This window comes from Micromonospora narathiwatensis (assembly GCF_900089605.1).
Classification (GTDB): domain Bacteria; phylum Actinomycetota; class Actinomycetes; order Mycobacteriales; family Micromonosporaceae; genus Micromonospora; species Micromonospora narathiwatensis.
In genome coordinates this window covers 4,277,951-4,294,848 of the sequence record NZ_LT594324.1, presented here as the reverse complement: position 1 = coordinate 4,294,848, position 16,898 = coordinate 4,277,951, and the positions used below count along the sequence as shown (strand labels likewise).

Genomic DNA, 16,898 nt, shown 5'->3' with positions numbered 1-16,898 from the left:
CGTCTCATCTTTCGGACGGCACGCCGGTGTGTCCGCGATCGGTCATTCTCTCAGGGGCGGGAGGGGAGTAGCGTGCCTCCAGAAGACTTCGCCCGCCCGTGTCCCACACAACCAGGTTGTGCGGGGGGTGAGGCACAGCCGCGTCTCCTCGACTGATATCGTTCGCCCCGTCATGGCCGGTGACCAGAAACCCCCCAGCGCTGACGGCCCAGGCGACGTTCCGCCCGGTGCCGGTCAGGGCTGGACCGCGCTCAGCTATCTGATCGCGGGCATGCTCGTGTGGGGATTCATCGGCTGGCTGGTCGACCGTTGGCTCGAAACCGATGGCATCGCCACCGGTATCGGGATCGTGCTCGGCATGGCCGGGGGGATCATCCTGGTCGTGCGCAAGCTCGGCACGCCTCAATAGGAAGGGACGCGGTGTTCGGACAGGCGAACGTCCTTGCACAGGGCGCGGCAAACTTTCCTCCCAGTGTGGAGGACTTCTACCTGCCCAGCATCCTGCCCTGGGGTGCGCACAACTCCTACTGGTTCACCAAGATCACGTTCATGGTCTGGCTGGCGGTCGGGATCCTGATCCTGTTCTTCCTGCTCAGCTACCGCAACCCCCAGCTCGTGCCGACCAAGAAGCAGTGGTTCGCCGAGTCGATCTACGGCTTCGTGCGCAACAACATCGCGGTCGACATGATCGGGCACCAGGGCGTCCGGTTCGCGCCGTACTTCACGACGTTGTTCTGCTTCGTCCTGCTGACGAACGCGTTCGCGATCATCCCGTTCTTCCAGATCTCGCCGAACTCGCACATCGCGTTCCCGGCGTTCCTCGCGATCATCAGCTACGTGCTGTTCAACTACGTCGGCATCAAGCACCACGGCGCCGCGAAGTACTTCAAGAACTCGCTGATCCCGCCCGCGCCGTGGTACATCCTGCCGCTGCTGATCCCGATCGAGGCGTTCTCGACGTTCCTGGTCCGGCCGTTCTCGCTGGCCGTCCGTCTGTTCGCCAACATGTTCGCCGGTCACATGCTCCTGCTGGTCTTCACGCTCGGCGGCTTCGCGATGCTCAACGCCACCGCGCTGCTGGCCCCGGTCTCGGTGCTCTCCTGGCTGATGACCGTCGCGCTGACCTTCCTCGAGTTCCTGGTGATCTGTCTGCAGGCCTACGTCTTCACCGTGCTGACCGCCAGCTACGTGCAGGGCGCGCTTGCCGAAGAGCACTGATCAACTTTCGCACCAACCGTTGTCGTCCCGCGTGACAGTCACGCGTGATAACCAGGAGGAACACACCAATGGACGTTCTCGCCGCGGTATCGGGCAGCACCGCCGCCATCGGCTACGGTCTGGCCGCCATCGGCCCGGGCATCGGCGTTGGCCTGGTCTTCTCGGCCTACATCCAGTCGACCGCCCGCCAGCCGGAGTCGTCGCGGATGACCCTGCCGTACGTCTGGATCGGCTTCGCCGTCATCGAGGCGCTGGCCCTGCTCGGCGTCGCGTTCGGCTTCGTCTGGGCTAAGTAATCCCCCCTCTGATCGGGAGGTCATCCATGTACTTCCTCGCCGAGGGTGCTGAACACAACCCCATCCTGCCGATCTGGCAGGAGATTGTGGTCGGTGGCATCGCCTTCATCGTGCTCTGCTTCGTGCTGATGAAGTTCGTCTTCCCGCGCATGGAGCAGACGTTCCAGGCCCGGGTCGACGCGATCGAGGGCGGCATCAAGCGCGCCGAGGCCGCCCAGGCCGAGGCCAACCAGCTGCTCGAGCAGTACCGGGCGCAGCTCGCGGAGGCGCGTACCGACGCCGCCAAGATCCGCGACGATGCCCGGGCCGACGCCGAGGGCATCCGTCAGGACATCCTCGCCAAGGCGCGCGAGGAGTCCGACCGGATCATCGCGGCCGGCAAGGAGCAGCTCTCCGCCGAGCGGGCCACCATCGTGCGCGAGCTGCGCACCGAGGTCGGCACCATCGCGGTGGACCTGGCCAGCAAGATCGTCGGCGAGTCGCTCGCCGACGAGGCGCGTCGCAAGGGCACCGTCGACCGGTTCCTGAGCGGTCTTGAGAGCACGGGGGCCCGCTGATGCAGGCCGCCAGCCGGGAGTCGTACCAGGCCGGGGCCGAGCGCCTCGACGCGTACGTCCGCGGCGCGGAGCCGTCGGCGGTGGCCGCCACCGCCGACGACATCCTCTCCGTCGCCGCTCTGCTGCGGCGCGAGCCGCGGCTGCGCCGGGCGCTGTCGGACCCGGCCCGCTCGGGCGACGACCGCAGCGGGCTGCTCACGGGAATCCTGACCGGCAAGATCGGCGCCGACGCGCTCGACCTGCTCACCTCGCTGGTCTCCGGCCGCTGGTCGGCGCCGTCGGAACTGCTCGACGGCACCGAGCGGCTGGGCGTCGAGGCGCTCCTGGCGAGCGCCGACAAGGCCGGCGAGCTGGGCGAGGTCGAGGACGAGCTGTTCCGCTTCGGGCAGGTCGTCTCGGGCTCCGCGGAACTGTCCAACGCGCTCTCCGACCCGATGGCCGCGGCCGAGCGGCGGGCCACGCTGGCCCGCGAGCTGCTCGGCGGCAAGGCCCGGCCGGTCACCGTCCGCCTCGTCGAGGCCGCGCTTGCCGGCTTCGGGGGGCGCTCCTTCGTCGGGGCGCTCACCCGGCTGGTCGAGCTGGCCGCCGACCGGCGGGACCGTCAGGTCGCGTACGTGACCGTGGCGGCCCCGCTGAGTGACGAAGAGGAGCGACGCCTCGGTGCCCGCCTCTCGGAGATGTACGGTCGAGAGGTTTCCGTCAAGCAGACGGTCAACCCCGAGGTGCTCGGTGGGGTGAGCGTGCGGGTCGGCTCCGACCTGTACGACGGCACCGTCCTGCGCCGCCTCAACGAGACCCGCAACGCGCTCGCGAAGCGCTGACCAGCGCCTCCACAGCCCTGATTCGACGCCATCGGACCGGTCGGTACTAGGTATCCCGGGCCCCTGATACTTGAAGGAAGCAGAGGATGGCCGAGCTGACCATCTCGACGGAGGATATCCGTGGCGCCCTTGAGCGCTACGTCTCCTCCTACACGGCCGACGTCTCCCGTGAGGAGGTCGGCACCGTCGCCGACGCCGGCGACGGCATCGCCCACGTCGAGGGTCTGCCCTCGACCATGACCAACGAGCTCCTGGAGTTCGAGGACGGCACGCTCGGCGTGGCGCTGAACCTCGACGTCCGGGAGATCGGTGTCGTCGTCCTCGGTGACTTCGGCGGTATCGAGGAGGGGCAGCGCGTCAAGCGCACCGGCCGGGTGCTCTCCGTCCCGGTCGGCGACGCCTTCCTCGGCCGCGTGGTCAACGCGCTCGGCCAGCCGATCGACGGCCTCGGCGACATCCCGAACGAGGGCTACCGCGAGCTGGAGCTCCAGGCTCCGAACGTGATGTCCCGCAAGTCGGTCGACGAGCCGCTGCAGACCGGTATCAAGGCCGTCGACGCCATGACCCCGATCGGTCGCGGCCAGCGTCAGCTGATCATCGGTGACCGGAAGACCGGCAAGACCACGGTCGCCCTGGACACCATCCTCAACCAGCGGGACAACTGGCGCTCCGGCGACCCGAAGAAGCAGGTCCGCTGCATCTACGTCGCCATTGGCCAGAAGGCCTCCACCATCGCCTCCATCAGGGGGACGCTGGAGGCGGCGGGCGCGATGGAGTACACCACCATCGTCGCCTCCCCGGCCTCCGACCCGGCCGGCTTCAAGTACCTCGCCCCGTACACCGGCTCGTCCATCGGCCAGCACTGGATGTACGGCGGCAAGCACGTCCTGATCGTCTTCGACGACCTGAGCAAGCAGGCCGAGGCGTACCGGGCCGTGTCGCTGCTGCTGCGTCGCCCGCCGGGCCGCGAGGCGTACCCGGGTGACGTCTTCTACCTGCACTCCCGGCTGCTGGAGCGCTGCGCCAAGCTCTCCGACGAGCTGGGCGGCGGCTCGATGACCGGTCTGCCGATCATCGAGACCAAGGCGAACGACATCTCGGCGTTCATCCCGACCAACGTCATCTCCATCACCGACGGCCAGATCTTCCTGGAGACCGACCTGTTCAACCAGGGCGTCCGGCCGGCCATCAACGTCGGCACCTCGGTGTCCCGGGTCGGTGGCGCCGCGCAGGTGAAGCCGATGAAGAAGGTCGCCGGTTCGCTCCGGCTCAACCTGGCCCAGTTCCGCGAGCTGGAGGCGTTCGCCGCCTTCGCCTCCGACCTGGACAAGGCCTCCCGTGCCCAGCTCGAGCGCGGTTCCCGGCTGGTCGAGCTGCTCAAGCAGCCGAACTACTCGCCGTACCCGGTGCAGGAGCAGGTCGTCTCCGTCTGGGCCGGCACCGAGGGCAAGCTGGACGACATCCCGGTCGGCGAGGTCAAGCGCTTCGAGTCGGAGTTCCTGCAGTACCTCCGGCACAAGCACCAGGGTGTGCTGGCCGGAATCGCGGACCACAAGTGGAACGACGACATCATCGGCTCGCTCGACTCGGCCATCGCCGAGTTCAAGCAGCTCTTCCTCGGCAAGGAGGACGAGGTGCGGGTCAATGAGGCCCCGGCCAAGGCGCTGGAGGGCGAGCAGAACCGCGAGACGGTGACCCGCTTCCGCGACAGCGCGGTCGACCGCCCGGCTGAGAGCTGACGATGGCCGCCCAGGTTCGCGTTCTTCGTCAACGGATCCGCTCGGCGAAGTCGATGAAGAAGATCACCAAGGCGATGGAGCTCGTCGCGACGAGCCGGATCGCCAAGGCCCAGGCCCGGGTGGCGGCGTCCCTGCCGTACGCCCAGGCCATCACCGGGGTCCTCACGGCGCTGGCCTCCAACGCGCGGATCGACCACCCGCTGCTCACCCCGCGCGAGCGGGTGCGGCGGGCGGGCGTCCTGCTGGTCACCGCCGACCGGGGCCTGGCCGGTGGGTACAGCTCCAACGCGATCAAGACGGCGGAGTCGCTCATCGCCCGGCTGCGGGCCGACGGCAAGGAGCCGGTGCTCTACGTCATCGGTCGCAAGGGCGTGACGTTCTACCGGTTCCGCAACCGGCCGATCGAGGCGAGCTGGACCGGCTTCTCGGAGCAGCCGGCCTTCTCCGACGCCCGCGAGGTGGGCGAGACGCTGATCAAGGCGTTCGTGGGCGGTGCGGACGACGTGGACGGCGGCCCCGGCGCTGACGGGGTCCTCGGCATCGACGAGCTGCACATCGTCTACACCGAGTTCAAGTCGCTGATGACCCAGACGCCGGTGACCCGGATCATCGGCCCGATGCAGGTCGACGAGCGTCCGCGGTCGGAGGCCCCCCAGGGGCTGCTCCCGGCGTACGAGTTCGAGCCGGAGGCGGAGGCGCTGCTCGACGCGCTGCTGCCGAAGTACATCAACACGCGGATCTATGCGGCGTTGCTGGAGTCGGCGGCGAGCGAATCGGCGGCGCGGCGGCGGGCGATGAAGAGCGCCACCGACAACGCCGAAGAGATGATCGACAAGTACACGCGTGAGATGAACTCGGCCCGCCAGGCCGGGATCACCCAGGAGATCAGCGAGATCGTCGGCGGCGCCAACGCGCTGGCCGCGTCGGGAAGTGAAGTGTGATGACTGCCCCAGTAGAGACCAAGACGGCCACCGGTCGCGTGGTCCGGGTCATCGGCCCGGTCGTCGACGCCGAGTTCCCGCGCGACGGCATGCCGGACCTGTTCAACGCCCTGCACGTCAACGTGACGCTCTCCGGCGGCGAGAAGACGCTGACCCTGGAGGTCGCCCAGCACCTGGGTGACAACCTGGTCCGCGCCATCTCGATGCAGCCGACCGACGGCCTGGTCCGCGGCACCGAGGTGCGCGACACCGGCTCGCCGATCAGCGTGCCGGTCGGCGACGCGGTCAAGGGTCACGTGTTCAACGCGATCGGCGAGTGCCTCAACCTCACCGAGGGCGAGACGCTCAACCCGGACGACCACTGGGGGATCCACCGCAAGGCCCCGGCCTTCGCGGACCTGGAGCCGAAGACCGAGATGCTGGAGACCGGCATCAAGGTCATCGACCTGCTCGCCCCGTACGTGAAGGGCGGCAAGATCGGCCTGTTCGGCGGTGCCGGCGTGGGCAAGACGGTGCTCATCCAGGAGATGATCACCCGCGTGGCCCGGAACTTCGGTGGTACCTCGGTCTTCGCCGGCGTGGGTGAGCGCACCCGTGAGGGCAACGACCTCATCGCCGAGATGACCGAGTCCGGCGTCATCGACAAGACCGCGCTGGTCTACGGCCAGATGGACGAGCCGCCGGGCACCCGGCTGCGGGTCGCCCTCTCCGCGCTGACCATGGCGGAGTACTTCCGCGACGTGCAGAAGCAGGAGGTGCTGCTCTTCATCGACAACATCTTCCGCTTCACCCAGGCCGGTTCCGAGGTCTCCACGCTGCTCGGCCGCATGCCGAGCGCCGTGGGTTACCAGCCGACCCTGGCCGACGAGATGGGCGAGCTCCAGGAGCGGATCACCTCCGTCCGGGGCCAGGCCATCACCTCGATGCAGGCGATCTACGTGCCCGCCGACGACTACACCGACCCGGCGCCGGCCACCACGTTCGCCCACCTGGACGCGACCACCAACCTGGAGCGGTCGATCTCCGACAAGGGCATCTACCCGGCCGTGGACCCGCTGGCGTCCTCGTCCCGGATCCTCGCCGCGGATTTCGTCGGTCAGGAGCACTTCCAGGTCGCCACCGAGGTGAAGCGGATCCTGCAGCGCTACAAGGACCTGCAGGACATCATCGCCATCCTCGGTATCGAGGAACTCTCCGAGGAAGACAAGATCACCGTCGGCCGGGCCCGGCGGATCGAGCGCTTCCTGTCGCAGAACACCTACGCCGCCGAGCAGTTCACCGGCGTGCCGGGCTCGACGGTCCCGATCAAGGAGACCATCGAGGCGTTCAAGAAGATCAGCGAGGGCGAGTACGACCACTTCCCCGAGCAGGCCTTCTTCATGTGCGGCGGTCTGGAGGACCTGGAGCGCAAGGCGAAGGAGCTGATGGAGGGCTGAGACCCCCGTCACACCTGTGAAGGCCGTCCTGGCATTGCCGGGGCGGCCTTTGCCTGTTCAGGCCCCTGCCGTTACCAGATGTCCAGTCCACGGGCAAGCGCTTCGCTCGACCGCGCGGTACGGTTCGTGACACGACTTCACGTCACGAATTCTGATCCCTTGCAACGAAACGGTTCCGTGCGCCCGTCTGCCAGTCGTGGGCGTGACGATTGGAGATGCTCGTGGGTAAGGCCGGCAGGAACCGTGGCAAGCGGTCCATCTGGTGGGGCGTGCCCAAATGGGCCCGGGTGTGCACCGTCCTCGGCGTGGTCCTCATGATGCTCAGCGGCAGCGTGCTGGTGGGCTACCAGGCACTGGTGGCCCGCTACGAGGGCGCGGTCGGCAAGGGGGACCTCTTCGGCGACCAGGCGGCCGGCGCCGCCGAGAAGAAGAGCAACATCAAGGGCCCGCTCAACATCCTGCTGGTCGGTATCGACCCCCGCAACCCGGAGACCCCGCCGCTGGCCGACTCGATCATGGTCCTGCACGTGCCGGCCGGGCTGGACAAGGGCTACCTCTACTCGCTGCCGCGGGACCTGCGGGTCGAAATCCCGAAGTTCCCCAAGGCGAACTTCCGGGGCGGCAACGACCGGCTGAACGCCGCCATGTCGTACGGCAGCCGGCTGCCGGGGCAGAACCCGGACGCCGCCGCCGGCTTCGAACTGCTCGCCAAGACCGTCCAGCAGATCACCGGGATCAAGCGCTTCGACGCCGGCGCGATCATCAACTTCACCGGCTTCCGGAAGATCGTGGACGCGATGGGCGGCGTCGACATGTACATCGAGCGGGAGGTGCGGTCGGAGCACCGCCAGCCCGACGGCAAGATGCGCCAGCTGAAGCCGGGCGGTGGCGGCTACCTCGGCCCGCAGGCGGTGTACCCGAAGGGCGACGCCCACCTCAAGGGCTGGCAGGCGCTGGACTACGTACGCCAGCGCTACCCGAAGAACGGCGTCCCGGACTCCGACTACGGCCGGCAGCGGCACCAGCAGCAGTTCGTCAAGGCGATGGTGAGCCAGGCGTTCAGCGCCGACGTGGTGACCAATCCGATCAAGCTGGACCGGGTGCTCCGGGCGGCCGGCGAGTCGCTGATCTTCAACGGCCGAGGCAACAGCGTGGTCGACTTCGGGCTCGCCCTGAAGAACATCCGGGCCGACTCGATCGTGACCATCAAGCTGCCCGGCGCGAACATCGGCACCGGCTCGGCGTACAAGGGGGAGCAGTTGCTCCCGGCGGCCGACGACTTCTTCGCGGCGATGCGCGACGAACAGCTCGACGCATTCATGCTGGAGCACCCGGAATTCAAGCAGAAGAACAGCTAGCCTGAGCGCCAGCGGACCCGATCGGGTGCCGGGCCTGTGACGTGTCGCAGGTCTCGGCACCCGCGTTGGGTGGCGCTCGGGGCCGCGACTAGACTTTCCGCAATCCGCCGCCGCAGCAAGGAGACAGCGTGGCACAGCAGCTTCACGTCGAGCTCGTAGCCGTCGAGGAGAAGGTCTGGTCCGGCGAGGCCGAGATGGTCGTCGCCCGGACGACCGAAGGTGAGCTGGGTGTGCTGCCGGGGCACGCGCCTCTGCTCGGCCAGCTCGCCGAGCCCAGCCAGGTCCGCATCAAGCAGCCCGGCGGCCAGCAGCTCGCGTACGACATCGCCGGCGGCTTCGTGTCGGTGACCGGTGAGGGCGTCACCGTCCTCGCCGAGAGCGCCTCCCCGGCCACTCCGGCACGCTGAGCCGACCCGCCGATGGAGATCGTGGAAGGGATCGGAATCGGCGTCGCGGTCGTAATCGCCGCGCTCGCGATCCTCTTCGTCCGGCGGGCACTGTTCACCCGCAGCGGAGGCATCATCCGCCTCAGCGTGCGGGTCTCCACGATCCTCGACGGCCGAGGCTGGTCACCCGGCTTCGGCCGTTTCCTCGGCGACGAACTCCGCTGGTACCGCATGTTCAGCTTCGCCCTGCGGCCCAAGCGGGTGCTCTCCCGCAAGGGGCTCGCCGTGGAGCGCCGCCGGCTGCCCGAGGGGCAGGAGCGCCTCTCCATGCCGGCCGACTGGATCATCCTGCGCTGTACCAGTCACCACGCGCCGGTGGAGATCGCGATGGCACGATCCACGGTCACCGGCTTTCTCTCCTGGCTCGAGGCCGCCCCGCCCGGGGCGGCCTCGCCGCGTCTGGCCTCCCAGGACTGGCCCGCCGCCTGACCTCCCTGGGCGTGGCGCCCTGGGCCGGAGTCATCTGGCCCTGGCGCCCGCGTCCGGCGTTTGCGGTCTCGGCGCTGTGGTCCCGTCGGCTGGGTGGTTGCGGTTTCTCGGACGGTGGCTCGCCCATGCCCGGCTCAACCGGACCGGTGTGATCCCCGCACCATTCCCCCCCGCCGCCGCCCCCGCGTCGTGCGCCTTCGCACGTGGGCGTGGGTGAGCGACCTGTTTCGGGGGTAGTTGCGGCTTCGCCGTGTGCCGGAGGGGCGCTGTGTCCGGGAAGTTGTGGCGTCGAGCCTCGTGGGGCCGGTTTGGGGCATGTGGGGGGCGTCGCGCGCCCCCCGTGGGGCCGGTTTCCGGGGATGTTGTGCCGCCGCGTTCCCCGAGGGGCCGCCTTTCGGCGATGTTGCGGTTTCGTCGTGCCGGGGATGGGCCCATTGCGGGGATGTTGTGTGGATCTTGGCGGGCGTCGCCCGGCCGGCGCGGGTGGTATGCGTCGGGTGTCCGGTTCCGCGGGGCGGCGGGGTGGCGTCGCGGAGGGAATGGTCGGCGGTCGGCGGGTGTTGTACCGGGCTGCACGGCCGAGGAAGGCCCCCGAACCTGGGGGCTGGTGGCCGCCCGCTGCGATCGGGGTGGCCCGGGCCCGGAATGTTGGTGGGTCGTCGGTCGTTGTACATGGTCCCGGCGCCGCGAAGAGGCGACCCCCCGTCGCCCCGTGAGTCTGCCGGTCGAAAGACTTTCCCCTTGTTTTGGGCGCCTGACGGTGCTTGCGCATGCCCCGACCCCCTGTCGGCGTGTGTGCCAAACCCCCGAATGGAGCTTTGGTCATGAATACGATGCTGCGTAAGAGCGTTCTCGGTGTTGCTGGTCTGGCTTTCGCCGGTGGCCTGGCGGCCGGCCCGCTGCACCACCACGACACGACCCCCACGACCGCGATGACCCCCGTCGCCGCCGTGCAGGCCGACAAGCCGGCCGTGGACAAGCCGGCCGTGGACATGGGCAAGCTGGTCCCGCACGGTGTGCAGGGCGCCCAGTCGAAGATCGACCTGAACGGTGAGCAGACCGCGAACGCGAAGGCGATCATCGCGGCGACGAAGAAGGCCGGCATGCCCGAGCGGGCCGCGGTCATCTCGATCGCGACGTCGCTTCAGGAGTCGAAGCTGGAGAACCTGGGTCACCTCGGTGACGCGAACGACCATGACTCGCTGGGTCTGTTCCAGCAGCGGCCGTCCTCTGGTTGGGGTAGCCCGGAGCAGATCACCGACCCCGAGTACGCGACGACCGCGTTCCTGAAGGGTCTGAGGCAGGTCGACGGGTGGCAGGACATGCCGTTGACCAAGGCCGCGCAGACGGTGCAGGTGTCGGCGTACCCGGACGCCTACGCCCAGTGGGAGCAGCAGGCCGCTGACCTGGTCGCCCAGAACTGGAACAGCTGACACAACACCGCTGGCCGGCACCCCTGAACATGGGGGTGCCGGCCAGCGGCGTCTCCGGGTCCGGACGCGGCTGGCGGGGTCAGGAGCGGGGGTGGAGCCGGCGGCGGCAGTGGTAGACCAGGGCCGGTGGCAGGTTGGTCCAGACGGTCCGGCCCACGGTCACCTCGTCGAAGGCACCGGCCAGCAGCCGGTGGAAGCGTCGCGCCGGGCGGGCCGGCAGCGCGTGCCGGTACGCGAAGGTGGTGAAGACCCCACCCGCGCTCAGCGCTCCGACCACGGCGTCGAGGATGGCCTGCTGCCGTACGGCCGGAAAGGCGGCCCAGGGCAGCCCGCTGACGACCACGTCGGCCGGTGCCAGCCGGCGTTCGGCCAGCAGTTCCCCGAGGGCGGCGGCGTCGGCGCGTACCACCTCGACGGTGGGGTGCCGGCGGGCCAGGCCGGTGGCGAACGCCGGGTTGAGTTCGACCGCCAGGTGGTGACCGCGTCCGGCCAGCCGCCGCTGGATCGCCCGGGTGAACGCCCCGGTCCCCGGACCCAGCTCGACCACCAGGGGATGGCCCGCCCGCGGCACCGCCGCCGTGATGTCCCGGGCCAGCGTCGATCCGCTGGGCAGCACCGCGCCGGTGGTGATCGGGTGCCGGACGAACTGGATGAGGAAGGCCGGTGCGTCGCTGATCATGCCGATCGACGCTAGGTGCGGGACGGCGGCGCGGCCCTCGTGCCGGTGGTCCGGGTACCGGCCACCTGGAGGAGGCGCGGTGGCCGATGGGAGGGCCGGCGCGGGCGGTGTACGTCCGTATGGTTGGCCAGGTGACGGGTGGGTGGCGTGGCTGGTGGCGCGAGCTGTTGCTCGGGCTGGTCACGGCCGCCCTGGGCCTGGCCAGTACCCGGGTCGCAATGCACGGGTCACCCCGGGAGCTGGCGGGCGTCTTCGCGGTCCTCGCCGGGCTCGCCCTGGTGGCCGTACGCCGGTGGCCCTGGCCGGTGCTGTTCGCGGAGTCGGCGCTCATGCTGGTCGCCGACGCGGTGGCGCTGGCCGGCGCGGACACCGCGCAGCTCGCCGGGGCGGTCGCGCTGGGCTGCGTCGCGTACCGGTCCGGCCGGTCCTCGACGGCGGCGGGGTACGTCCTCTTCCTCGGGGTGTCGCTGGTCGACGTCCTGGCCCGGGGCAACGCGGAGGTTCTCTCCGGCGGTGCTGCTGGAGTGATTCGCCTGGTCATGCTGGCGGGCGTGGCGGCCGCGCCGATGGCGTTCGGGCGGTACCTGCGCGGGGTGCGGCACGCCGCGGCGGCGGCCGAGGAACGCGCCCGGGAGGTGGAGGAACGGCGGGCGGCGGAGACCCGGGCGGCCCGGCTCGCCGAGCGGGCCGCCATCGCGCGGGACCTGCACGACATCGTGGCCCACCACATCGCGGCGATCGCCCTGCGCGCCGGCGCGGCCCGGTACGCGGTGCAGCACACCGGCCGGACGGACGAGGCGGTGTCCGCCCTGAGCGAGTTGGGCGACACGGCCGGGCAGGTGCTGGACGAACTGCGGGAGCTGCTGGAGGTGCTCCGGGATCCGGATGCGGTAGAGCCGGCCGAGCCGCAGGTGGAGCCGGGGCAGGTGATCCGGGACGCCACCCGGCGGGTCCGCGAGGCGGGCGTGGCGGTCCAGGCGACCGTGCCGTCGGCGCTGGCCGGGGTGCCGCTGGTGGTGGGTACGACGGCCGCCCGGGTGGTGCGGGAGGCGCTGACCAACACCCTCAAGCACGCCGGACCGGGGGCGATCGCCTCGGTGGACGTGCAGGTGGTCGACGGTGCGCTGCTGCTGGAGGTGCTGGACAGCGGGCCGGTGCGGCCGCGCCCCGCGCTGCCGGCGTCCGGCTACGGGTTGAACGGGATGCGGGAGCGGGTCGGCCTGCTCGGTGGCACGCTCACCGCGTCGACCACGGACGGCGGCGGCTGGCGGGTACGGGCCCGGCTGCCGATCAGGGACAACGCGTGATCGGGGACAGCGCGTGATCAGGCAGAACGTGTGATCGGGGAGAACGCTTGATCAGAGTGCTCGTGGTCGACGACCAGACCCTCGTCCGGGCCGGGGTCGGCCTGCTGCTGCGGACGGCCGGCGGCTTCGAGGTGGTGGGCGAGGCGGGGGACGGCCACGACGCCGTACGTCTCGTCGAGCGGCTGCGGCCGGACGTGATCCTCATGGACCTGCGGATGCCCCGGATGGACGGCATCGAGGCGACCCGACGGATCCTGGACCGGCAACCGTCCGCTCGGGTGCTGGTGCTGACCACCTTCGCCGACGACGCGAACGTGTACGGCGCACTCGGCGCGGGCGCGATCGGCTATCTGGTGAAGGACGGCGCCCCGGAGGAGTTGGTGGACGCGGTACGCCGGGCGGCGCGGGGTGAGGCGCTGCTGGCGCCGCCGGTGCTGGCCCGCGTCGTACACCGGGCACTCGCCGCCCACGACCGGGAACGGCGGCCGGGCCCGGCCGGGCGCGCGGCGGGCCTGCGGCTGCTCAGCGCCCGGGAGCGGGAGGTGCTGGCGCTGGTCGGCGCCGGGCTGTCGAACGCGGAGATCGGCGCGCGACTGCACCTGGGGATCACCACCGTGAAGACGCACGTGTCCGCCGCGATGGAGAAGCTGGAGTTGCGCAACCGGGTGCAGGCGGCGGTGCTGGCGCACCGGCTCGGCCTGGTCGACGACGACTTCAACCCGGTGGCGGGGAACCCCTAGGGAGGCAACCGGCCACCCGGAGGACCCCGACCGGCCGGCGGAAGGACGGCGCGACCGCTTCGCCCCGGCACGCTGGTTGACGTGACTCTCCTGGACTCCCTGCTGGACCGGCTCGGCACCCTCCCGCCGGCGTACGTCCTGCTGGCGGCCGCTGCCGTGCTCGCCGCCGAGGTGGGCCTGCTGGTCGGCATGGTGCTGCCGGCCGCCACCACCATGCTGACGGTCGGCCTGCTGGCCCGGGCCGGTCGTCTCGACCTGGACGTCGCGTTGTCCGTCACCACGCTCGCGGCGTTCGCCGGGGACCAGCTCGGCTACCTGGAGGGGCGGCTGCTCGGGCCCCGGCTGCGGCGCGGCCGGCTGGGCCGGTGGGTGGGGGAGGGCCGCTGGCGACGGGCCGAGAACCTGGTCGCCGCCCGGGGCGGGCCGGCCGTGCTGCTCGGCAGGTGGACCGCGTTCGTCCGTACCCTGGTGCCCCGGGTGGCCGGGGCGGCCGGGCTGCCGTACCGCCGGTTCGTGCTCTTCGACGCGCTGGCGGTGGCGGTCTGGGTGCCGGGGACGGTGCTGCTGGGCTGGGCGGTCGGCGCGGCGCCGACCGCGCTGCCGGCCGCCGCGGGGGTGCTGGTCGTCGCGGCGGTCGCCGTCGCGTTCGGCGGCCACCGGTTCCGGGTACGCCGGGACGCGCGGACCTGTCCCGGGCCGGTCCGGGGACGCCGCCGGCTGACCGACTGGCGGGACGGCTCCCGCCCGACGGCTTGTCGCCGGCCCGGTGCCGGCCGGAGCGCCCCGGCACGTCGTGGTGCGCTGGACCGGTCCTGAGCGCCGGGCCGGGGCGGCCCAGGTCACCGACCCGCCGGGGCACACCGTGTGCAGCAGCGCCGCCAGGCACACAGCCCGGCGGGAGCGGCCGTCAGTCGAGTGCGGCGACCAGCTCCACCTCGTACCCCTGACCGTCGGTCAGGTAGGCGGCGTAGGTGCCGGGACCGCCGGCGTGCGGGTGGCGGTCCGGGAAGAGCAGTTCCCAGCCGTGCTCCGGGGCGGCCCCGACCAGCCGGTCCACGGCGGCCGGCGGGCCGGCGTGGAAGGCCAGGTGGTTGAGACCGGGCGCGAGCCGGTCGTGCACCCGGCCGCTCAACGCCGGGGACTCCTCGATCACCAGGTACGTGGGGCCGAGCCGCCACGACCGGCCGGCCGGCCAGTCCTGGTACGGCGTCCAGCCCAACTCGCCGAGAAGCCAGCCCCAACCGGCAATGGCGGCGGCGAGATCGGGTACCCAGACCTCGACATGGTGCAGGCCGCCGACGGTCAGCGCTTCCCGCCCGGCACCCATAGCACATCTCCGTCCGGATTTGCCGTTCTTGCCAGGATAAAGAGCAGGTCCGAGAGCCGGTTGAGATACTTTGCCGGGAGGGGGCTGGTCCGCTCCGGGTCGTGCGCGACCAGGGCCCACGCCGCGCGCTCCGCGCGTCGGGCGGTCGTCCGTGCCACGTGCAGCAGCGCCGCGCCCGCGGTGCCGCCGGGGAGGATGAAGGAGTCGAGCTTGCTCAGGCGCCCGTTGTACTCGTCGCACCAGCCTTCGAGGCGCTCCACGTACTCCTCGGTGACCCGTAGCGGCGGGTACGCCGGGTTCGGCTCGACCGGCGTCGACAGGTCCGCGCCGACGTCGAACATGTCGTTCTGGATCGACTCCAGCACCGCCCGGAGTTCGGTGTCGAGCTGCCCGAGGGCGAGCGCGACGCCGATCGCCGCGTTGCATTCGTCGACGTCCGCGTACGCGGCGATCCGCGGGTCGGTCTTCGGCACCTGCTCGTTGTTGCTCAGCCTGGTCATGCCGGCGTCGCCGGCCTTGGTGTAGATGCGCGTGAGGTGGACGGCCATGACGCACAGCCTACGGATACCGGACCTGACCATCCCGGCGCGGCCGGGCCAGGGCGGCTGGACGGCCGGCGTCGGGCCGGGCGACGCCGGGGACCCGGCGGTCAGCGACGTCGACGTCATCCGGGTGCGCGGTGAGGCCCGGCTGGCCGGCACGGTGCACGTCGTCGGGGCGAAGAACTCCGCGCTCAAACTGATGGCCGCCGCCCTGCTCGCCCCCGGGCGCAGCGTGATCACCAACGTGCCGCGGATCACCGACATCGCCATCATGGGTGAGGTGCTGCGCCGCCTCGGCTGCGACGTACGGTTCGCCGCCGACGACCCGGTCGACCCGATGGTGGCCCGGGGCGGGACGGAGCGCTCCCGGTCGGTCGTCATCGACGTACCGGAACGGCCCGGCGCGGAGGCCGACTACGACCTGGTCCGCCGGCTGCGCGCGTCGATCTGCGTGCTCGGCCCGCTGCTGGCCCGCCGGGGGTACGTGCGGGTGGCCCACCCCGGCGGGGACGCGATCGGCTCGCGCGGCCTGGACATGCACATCTCCGGGCTGACCAGGATGGGCGCGGACATCTCCGGGGAGCACGGCTTCGTCATCGCCGAGGCCCCGGACGGCCTGCACGGCGCGGACATCGTGCTGGACTTCCCGAGCGTCGGCGCGACGGAGAACCTGGTGATGGCGGCGGTGCTGGCCCGGGGCGCCACGACGATCGACAACGCGGCCCGGGAGCCGGAGATCGTCGACATCTGCACGATGCTGAGCCGGATGGGCGCCCGGATCGAGGGGGCCGGCAGCGCCACCCTGCACATCGTCGGGGTGCCCGAGCTGTACCCCGTCCGGCATGCCACGGTGGGGGACCGGATCGTCGCCGGCACCTGGGCGTTCGCCGCCGCGATGACCCGCGGGGACGTCACCGTGACCGGGATCGACCCGGCGTTCCTGGAGGTCGCGCTGGACAAGCTGATCTCGGCCGGCGGCCTGGTGGAGACCTGGGACGGCGCCTTCCGGGTACGCGTCGACGACCGCCCCAAGGCGGTCGACGTGGTGACCCTGCCCTTCCCGGGTTTCGCCACCGACCTGCTGCCGATGGCGATCGGGCTGGCCGCGGTGAGCGATGGTCCGTCCCTGATCACCGAGAACATCTTCGACGGCCGGTTCATGTTCGCCAACGAGATGATGCGGCTCGGCGCGGACATCCGGACCGACGGCCACCACGCCCTGGTCTGCGGCCGTGACCGGCTCTCCGGCGCCCCGGTACGCGCCACCGACATCCGGGCCGGCGCCGGGCTGATCATCGCCGGGCTCTGCGCCGACGGGGTCACCGAGGTCTCCCACGTGCACCACGTCGACCGGGGCTACCCGGACTTCGTGGCCGACCTGCGGGCGCTCGGCGTGGAGGTCGAGCGCGGCACGGTCCCGGAGGAGCCCGCGCTGGAGATCTGACCGAGGAGACGGCTTAGCTGTCGTTCAGGCTCGCCGACGGTTCTTGCTTGTCATGCCCTCACGGCCCTCGCTGCGCTCGGTGCGTTCGGTCATGGCAGTTCTTGCTTGTCATGCCCTCACGGCCCTCGCTGCGCTCGGTGCGTTCGGTCATGACTAGGGTGCTGGCAGACACTCAAACAGGCGAG

The 16,898-nt window shown here is 70.9% G+C and carries 19 protein-coding genes; 16 read left to right on the top strand and 3 right to left on the bottom strand.

Features of this window, described 5'->3' with window-relative positions; translation table 11 throughout:
- Positions 1-172: 172 nt before the first annotated feature.
- The 12 genes from GA0070621_RS18465 to GA0070621_RS18410 all read left to right on the top strand — a co-directional run bounded on the left by GA0070621_RS18465 (position 173) and on the right by GA0070621_RS18410 (position 10,674).
- Positions 173-409, top strand: coding sequence for an AtpZ/AtpI family protein (locus GA0070621_RS18465; RefSeq protein ID WP_091197513.1), 237 nt, complete (start codon positions 173-175; stop codon positions 407-409).
- Positions 410-420: 11 nt separating this feature from the next.
- The gene (gene atpB / locus GA0070621_RS18460; protein WP_091197511.1) at positions 421-1,218 is read left to right on the top strand and encodes a F0F1 ATP synthase subunit A; all 798 of its coding nucleotides are present in this window, start codon (positions 421-423) and stop codon (positions 1,216-1,218) included.
- Positions 1,219-1,286: 68 nt separating this feature from the next.
- Complete coding sequence (locus tag GA0070621_RS18455; protein ID WP_091197508.1) at positions 1,287-1,514, top strand: ATP synthase F0 subunit C; 228 nt, start codon at positions 1,287-1,289, stop codon at positions 1,512-1,514.
- A 26-nt stretch (positions 1,515-1,540) separates the two neighbouring features.
- The gene (locus tag GA0070621_RS18450; protein ID WP_091197506.1) at positions 1,541-2,071 is read left to right on the top strand and encodes a F0F1 ATP synthase subunit B; all 531 of its coding nucleotides are present in this window, start codon (positions 1,541-1,543) and stop codon (positions 2,069-2,071) included.
- Positions 2,071-2,892 carry a F0F1 ATP synthase subunit delta gene (locus tag GA0070621_RS18445; protein WP_091197504.1) on the top strand — a complete coding sequence of 274 codons (822 nt, stop codon included), beginning with the start codon at positions 2,071-2,073 and terminating at the stop codon, positions 2,890-2,892. Before GA0070621_RS18450 ends, GA0070621_RS18445 begins: the two co-directional genes overlap by 1 nt.
- Positions 2,893-2,978: 86 nt before the next feature.
- On the top strand, positions 2,979-4,631 hold the full coding sequence (gene atpA, locus GA0070621_RS18440) for a F0F1 ATP synthase subunit alpha (protein ID WP_091197501.1): 1,653 nt from the start codon (positions 2,979-2,981) through the stop codon (positions 4,629-4,631).
- 2 nt (positions 4,632-4,633) lie between these two features.
- A complete protein-coding gene (locus GA0070621_RS18435; protein ID WP_091197498.1) occupies positions 4,634-5,572 on the top strand; it encodes a F0F1 ATP synthase subunit gamma in 939 nt (312 codons plus the stop codon).
- A complete protein-coding gene (atpD, locus tag GA0070621_RS18430) occupies positions 5,572-7,008 on the top strand; it encodes a F0F1 ATP synthase subunit beta (RefSeq protein ID WP_091197495.1) in 1,437 nt (478 codons plus the stop codon). The genes GA0070621_RS18435 and atpD overlap by 1 nt, the downstream gene beginning before the upstream one ends.
- A 215-nt stretch (positions 7,009-7,223) precedes the next feature.
- Positions 7,224-8,366 carry an LCP family protein gene (locus GA0070621_RS18425; RefSeq protein ID WP_091197492.1) on the top strand — a complete coding sequence of 381 codons (1,143 nt, stop codon included), beginning with the start codon at positions 7,224-7,226 and terminating at the stop codon, positions 8,364-8,366.
- Between the two features lie 128 nt (positions 8,367-8,494).
- Positions 8,495-8,773, top strand: a complete 279-nt coding sequence (locus GA0070621_RS18420; protein WP_091197489.1) for a F0F1 ATP synthase subunit epsilon — start codon at positions 8,495-8,497, stop codon at positions 8,771-8,773.
- Positions 8,774-8,785: 12 nt separating this feature from the next.
- Positions 8,786-9,241: a DUF2550 domain-containing protein gene (locus GA0070621_RS18415; RefSeq protein WP_091197486.1), complete on the top strand. Its 456-nt coding sequence runs from the start codon at positions 8,786-8,788 to the stop codon at positions 9,239-9,241.
- Positions 9,242-10,065: 824 nt separating this feature from the next.
- Positions 10,066-10,674 carry a hypothetical protein gene (locus GA0070621_RS18410; protein ID WP_091191628.1) on the top strand — a complete coding sequence of 203 codons (609 nt, stop codon included), beginning with the start codon at positions 10,066-10,068 and terminating at the stop codon, positions 10,672-10,674.
- Positions 10,675-10,753: 79 nt separating this feature from the next.
- Here the strand turns inward: GA0070621_RS18410 and GA0070621_RS18405 are convergent, their stop codons facing one another.
- Positions 10,754-11,353: a class I SAM-dependent methyltransferase gene (locus tag GA0070621_RS18405; protein ID WP_091197483.1), complete on the bottom strand. Its 600-nt coding sequence runs from the start codon at positions 11,351-11,353 to the stop codon at positions 10,754-10,756.
- 131 nt (positions 11,354-11,484) lie between these two features.
- Here GA0070621_RS18405 and GA0070621_RS18400 point away from each other — a divergent pair, with 131 nt between their 5' ends.
- The 3 genes from GA0070621_RS18400 (at position 11,485) to GA0070621_RS18390 (ending at position 14,216) form a co-directional block, all read left to right on the top strand.
- Positions 11,485-12,660, top strand: a complete 1,176-nt coding sequence (locus GA0070621_RS18400; protein ID WP_157740017.1) for a sensor histidine kinase — start codon at positions 11,485-11,487, stop codon at positions 12,658-12,660.
- Positions 12,661-12,716: 56 nt separating this feature from the next.
- Entirely contained in the window at positions 12,717-13,400 is a 684-nt protein-coding gene (locus GA0070621_RS18395; RefSeq protein WP_407940354.1) for a response regulator, read from the top strand.
- A gap of 81 nt (positions 13,401-13,481) precedes the next feature.
- On the top strand, positions 13,482-14,216 hold the full coding sequence (locus GA0070621_RS18390; protein ID WP_091197477.1) for a DedA family protein: 735 nt from the start codon (positions 13,482-13,484) through the stop codon (positions 14,214-14,216).
- 91 nt (positions 14,217-14,307) lie between these two features.
- On the opposite strand, the gene GA0070621_RS18385 is transcribed toward GA0070621_RS18390, so the two are convergent.
- Both GA0070621_RS18385 and GA0070621_RS18380 read right to left on the bottom strand, forming a co-directional pair.
- Positions 14,308-14,727 (bottom strand): VOC family protein, encoded by a 420-nt coding sequence (locus GA0070621_RS18385; RefSeq protein ID WP_091197474.1) that lies wholly within the window; start codon positions 14,725-14,727, stop codon positions 14,308-14,310.
- A complete protein-coding gene (locus GA0070621_RS18380; RefSeq protein WP_091197472.1) occupies positions 14,703-15,275 on the bottom strand; it encodes a cob(I)yrinic acid a,c-diamide adenosyltransferase in 573 nt (190 codons plus the stop codon). Before GA0070621_RS18380 ends, GA0070621_RS18385 begins: the two co-directional genes overlap by 25 nt.
- Here GA0070621_RS18380 and murA point away from each other — a divergent pair.
- Positions 15,274-16,713: a UDP-N-acetylglucosamine 1-carboxyvinyltransferase gene (gene murA / locus GA0070621_RS18375; protein WP_091197469.1), complete on the top strand. Its 1,440-nt coding sequence runs from the start codon at positions 15,274-15,276 to the stop codon at positions 16,711-16,713. The two genes, GA0070621_RS18380 and murA, sit on opposite strands and share 2 nt — an antisense overlap.
- Positions 16,714-16,898 lie beyond the last annotated feature (185 nt).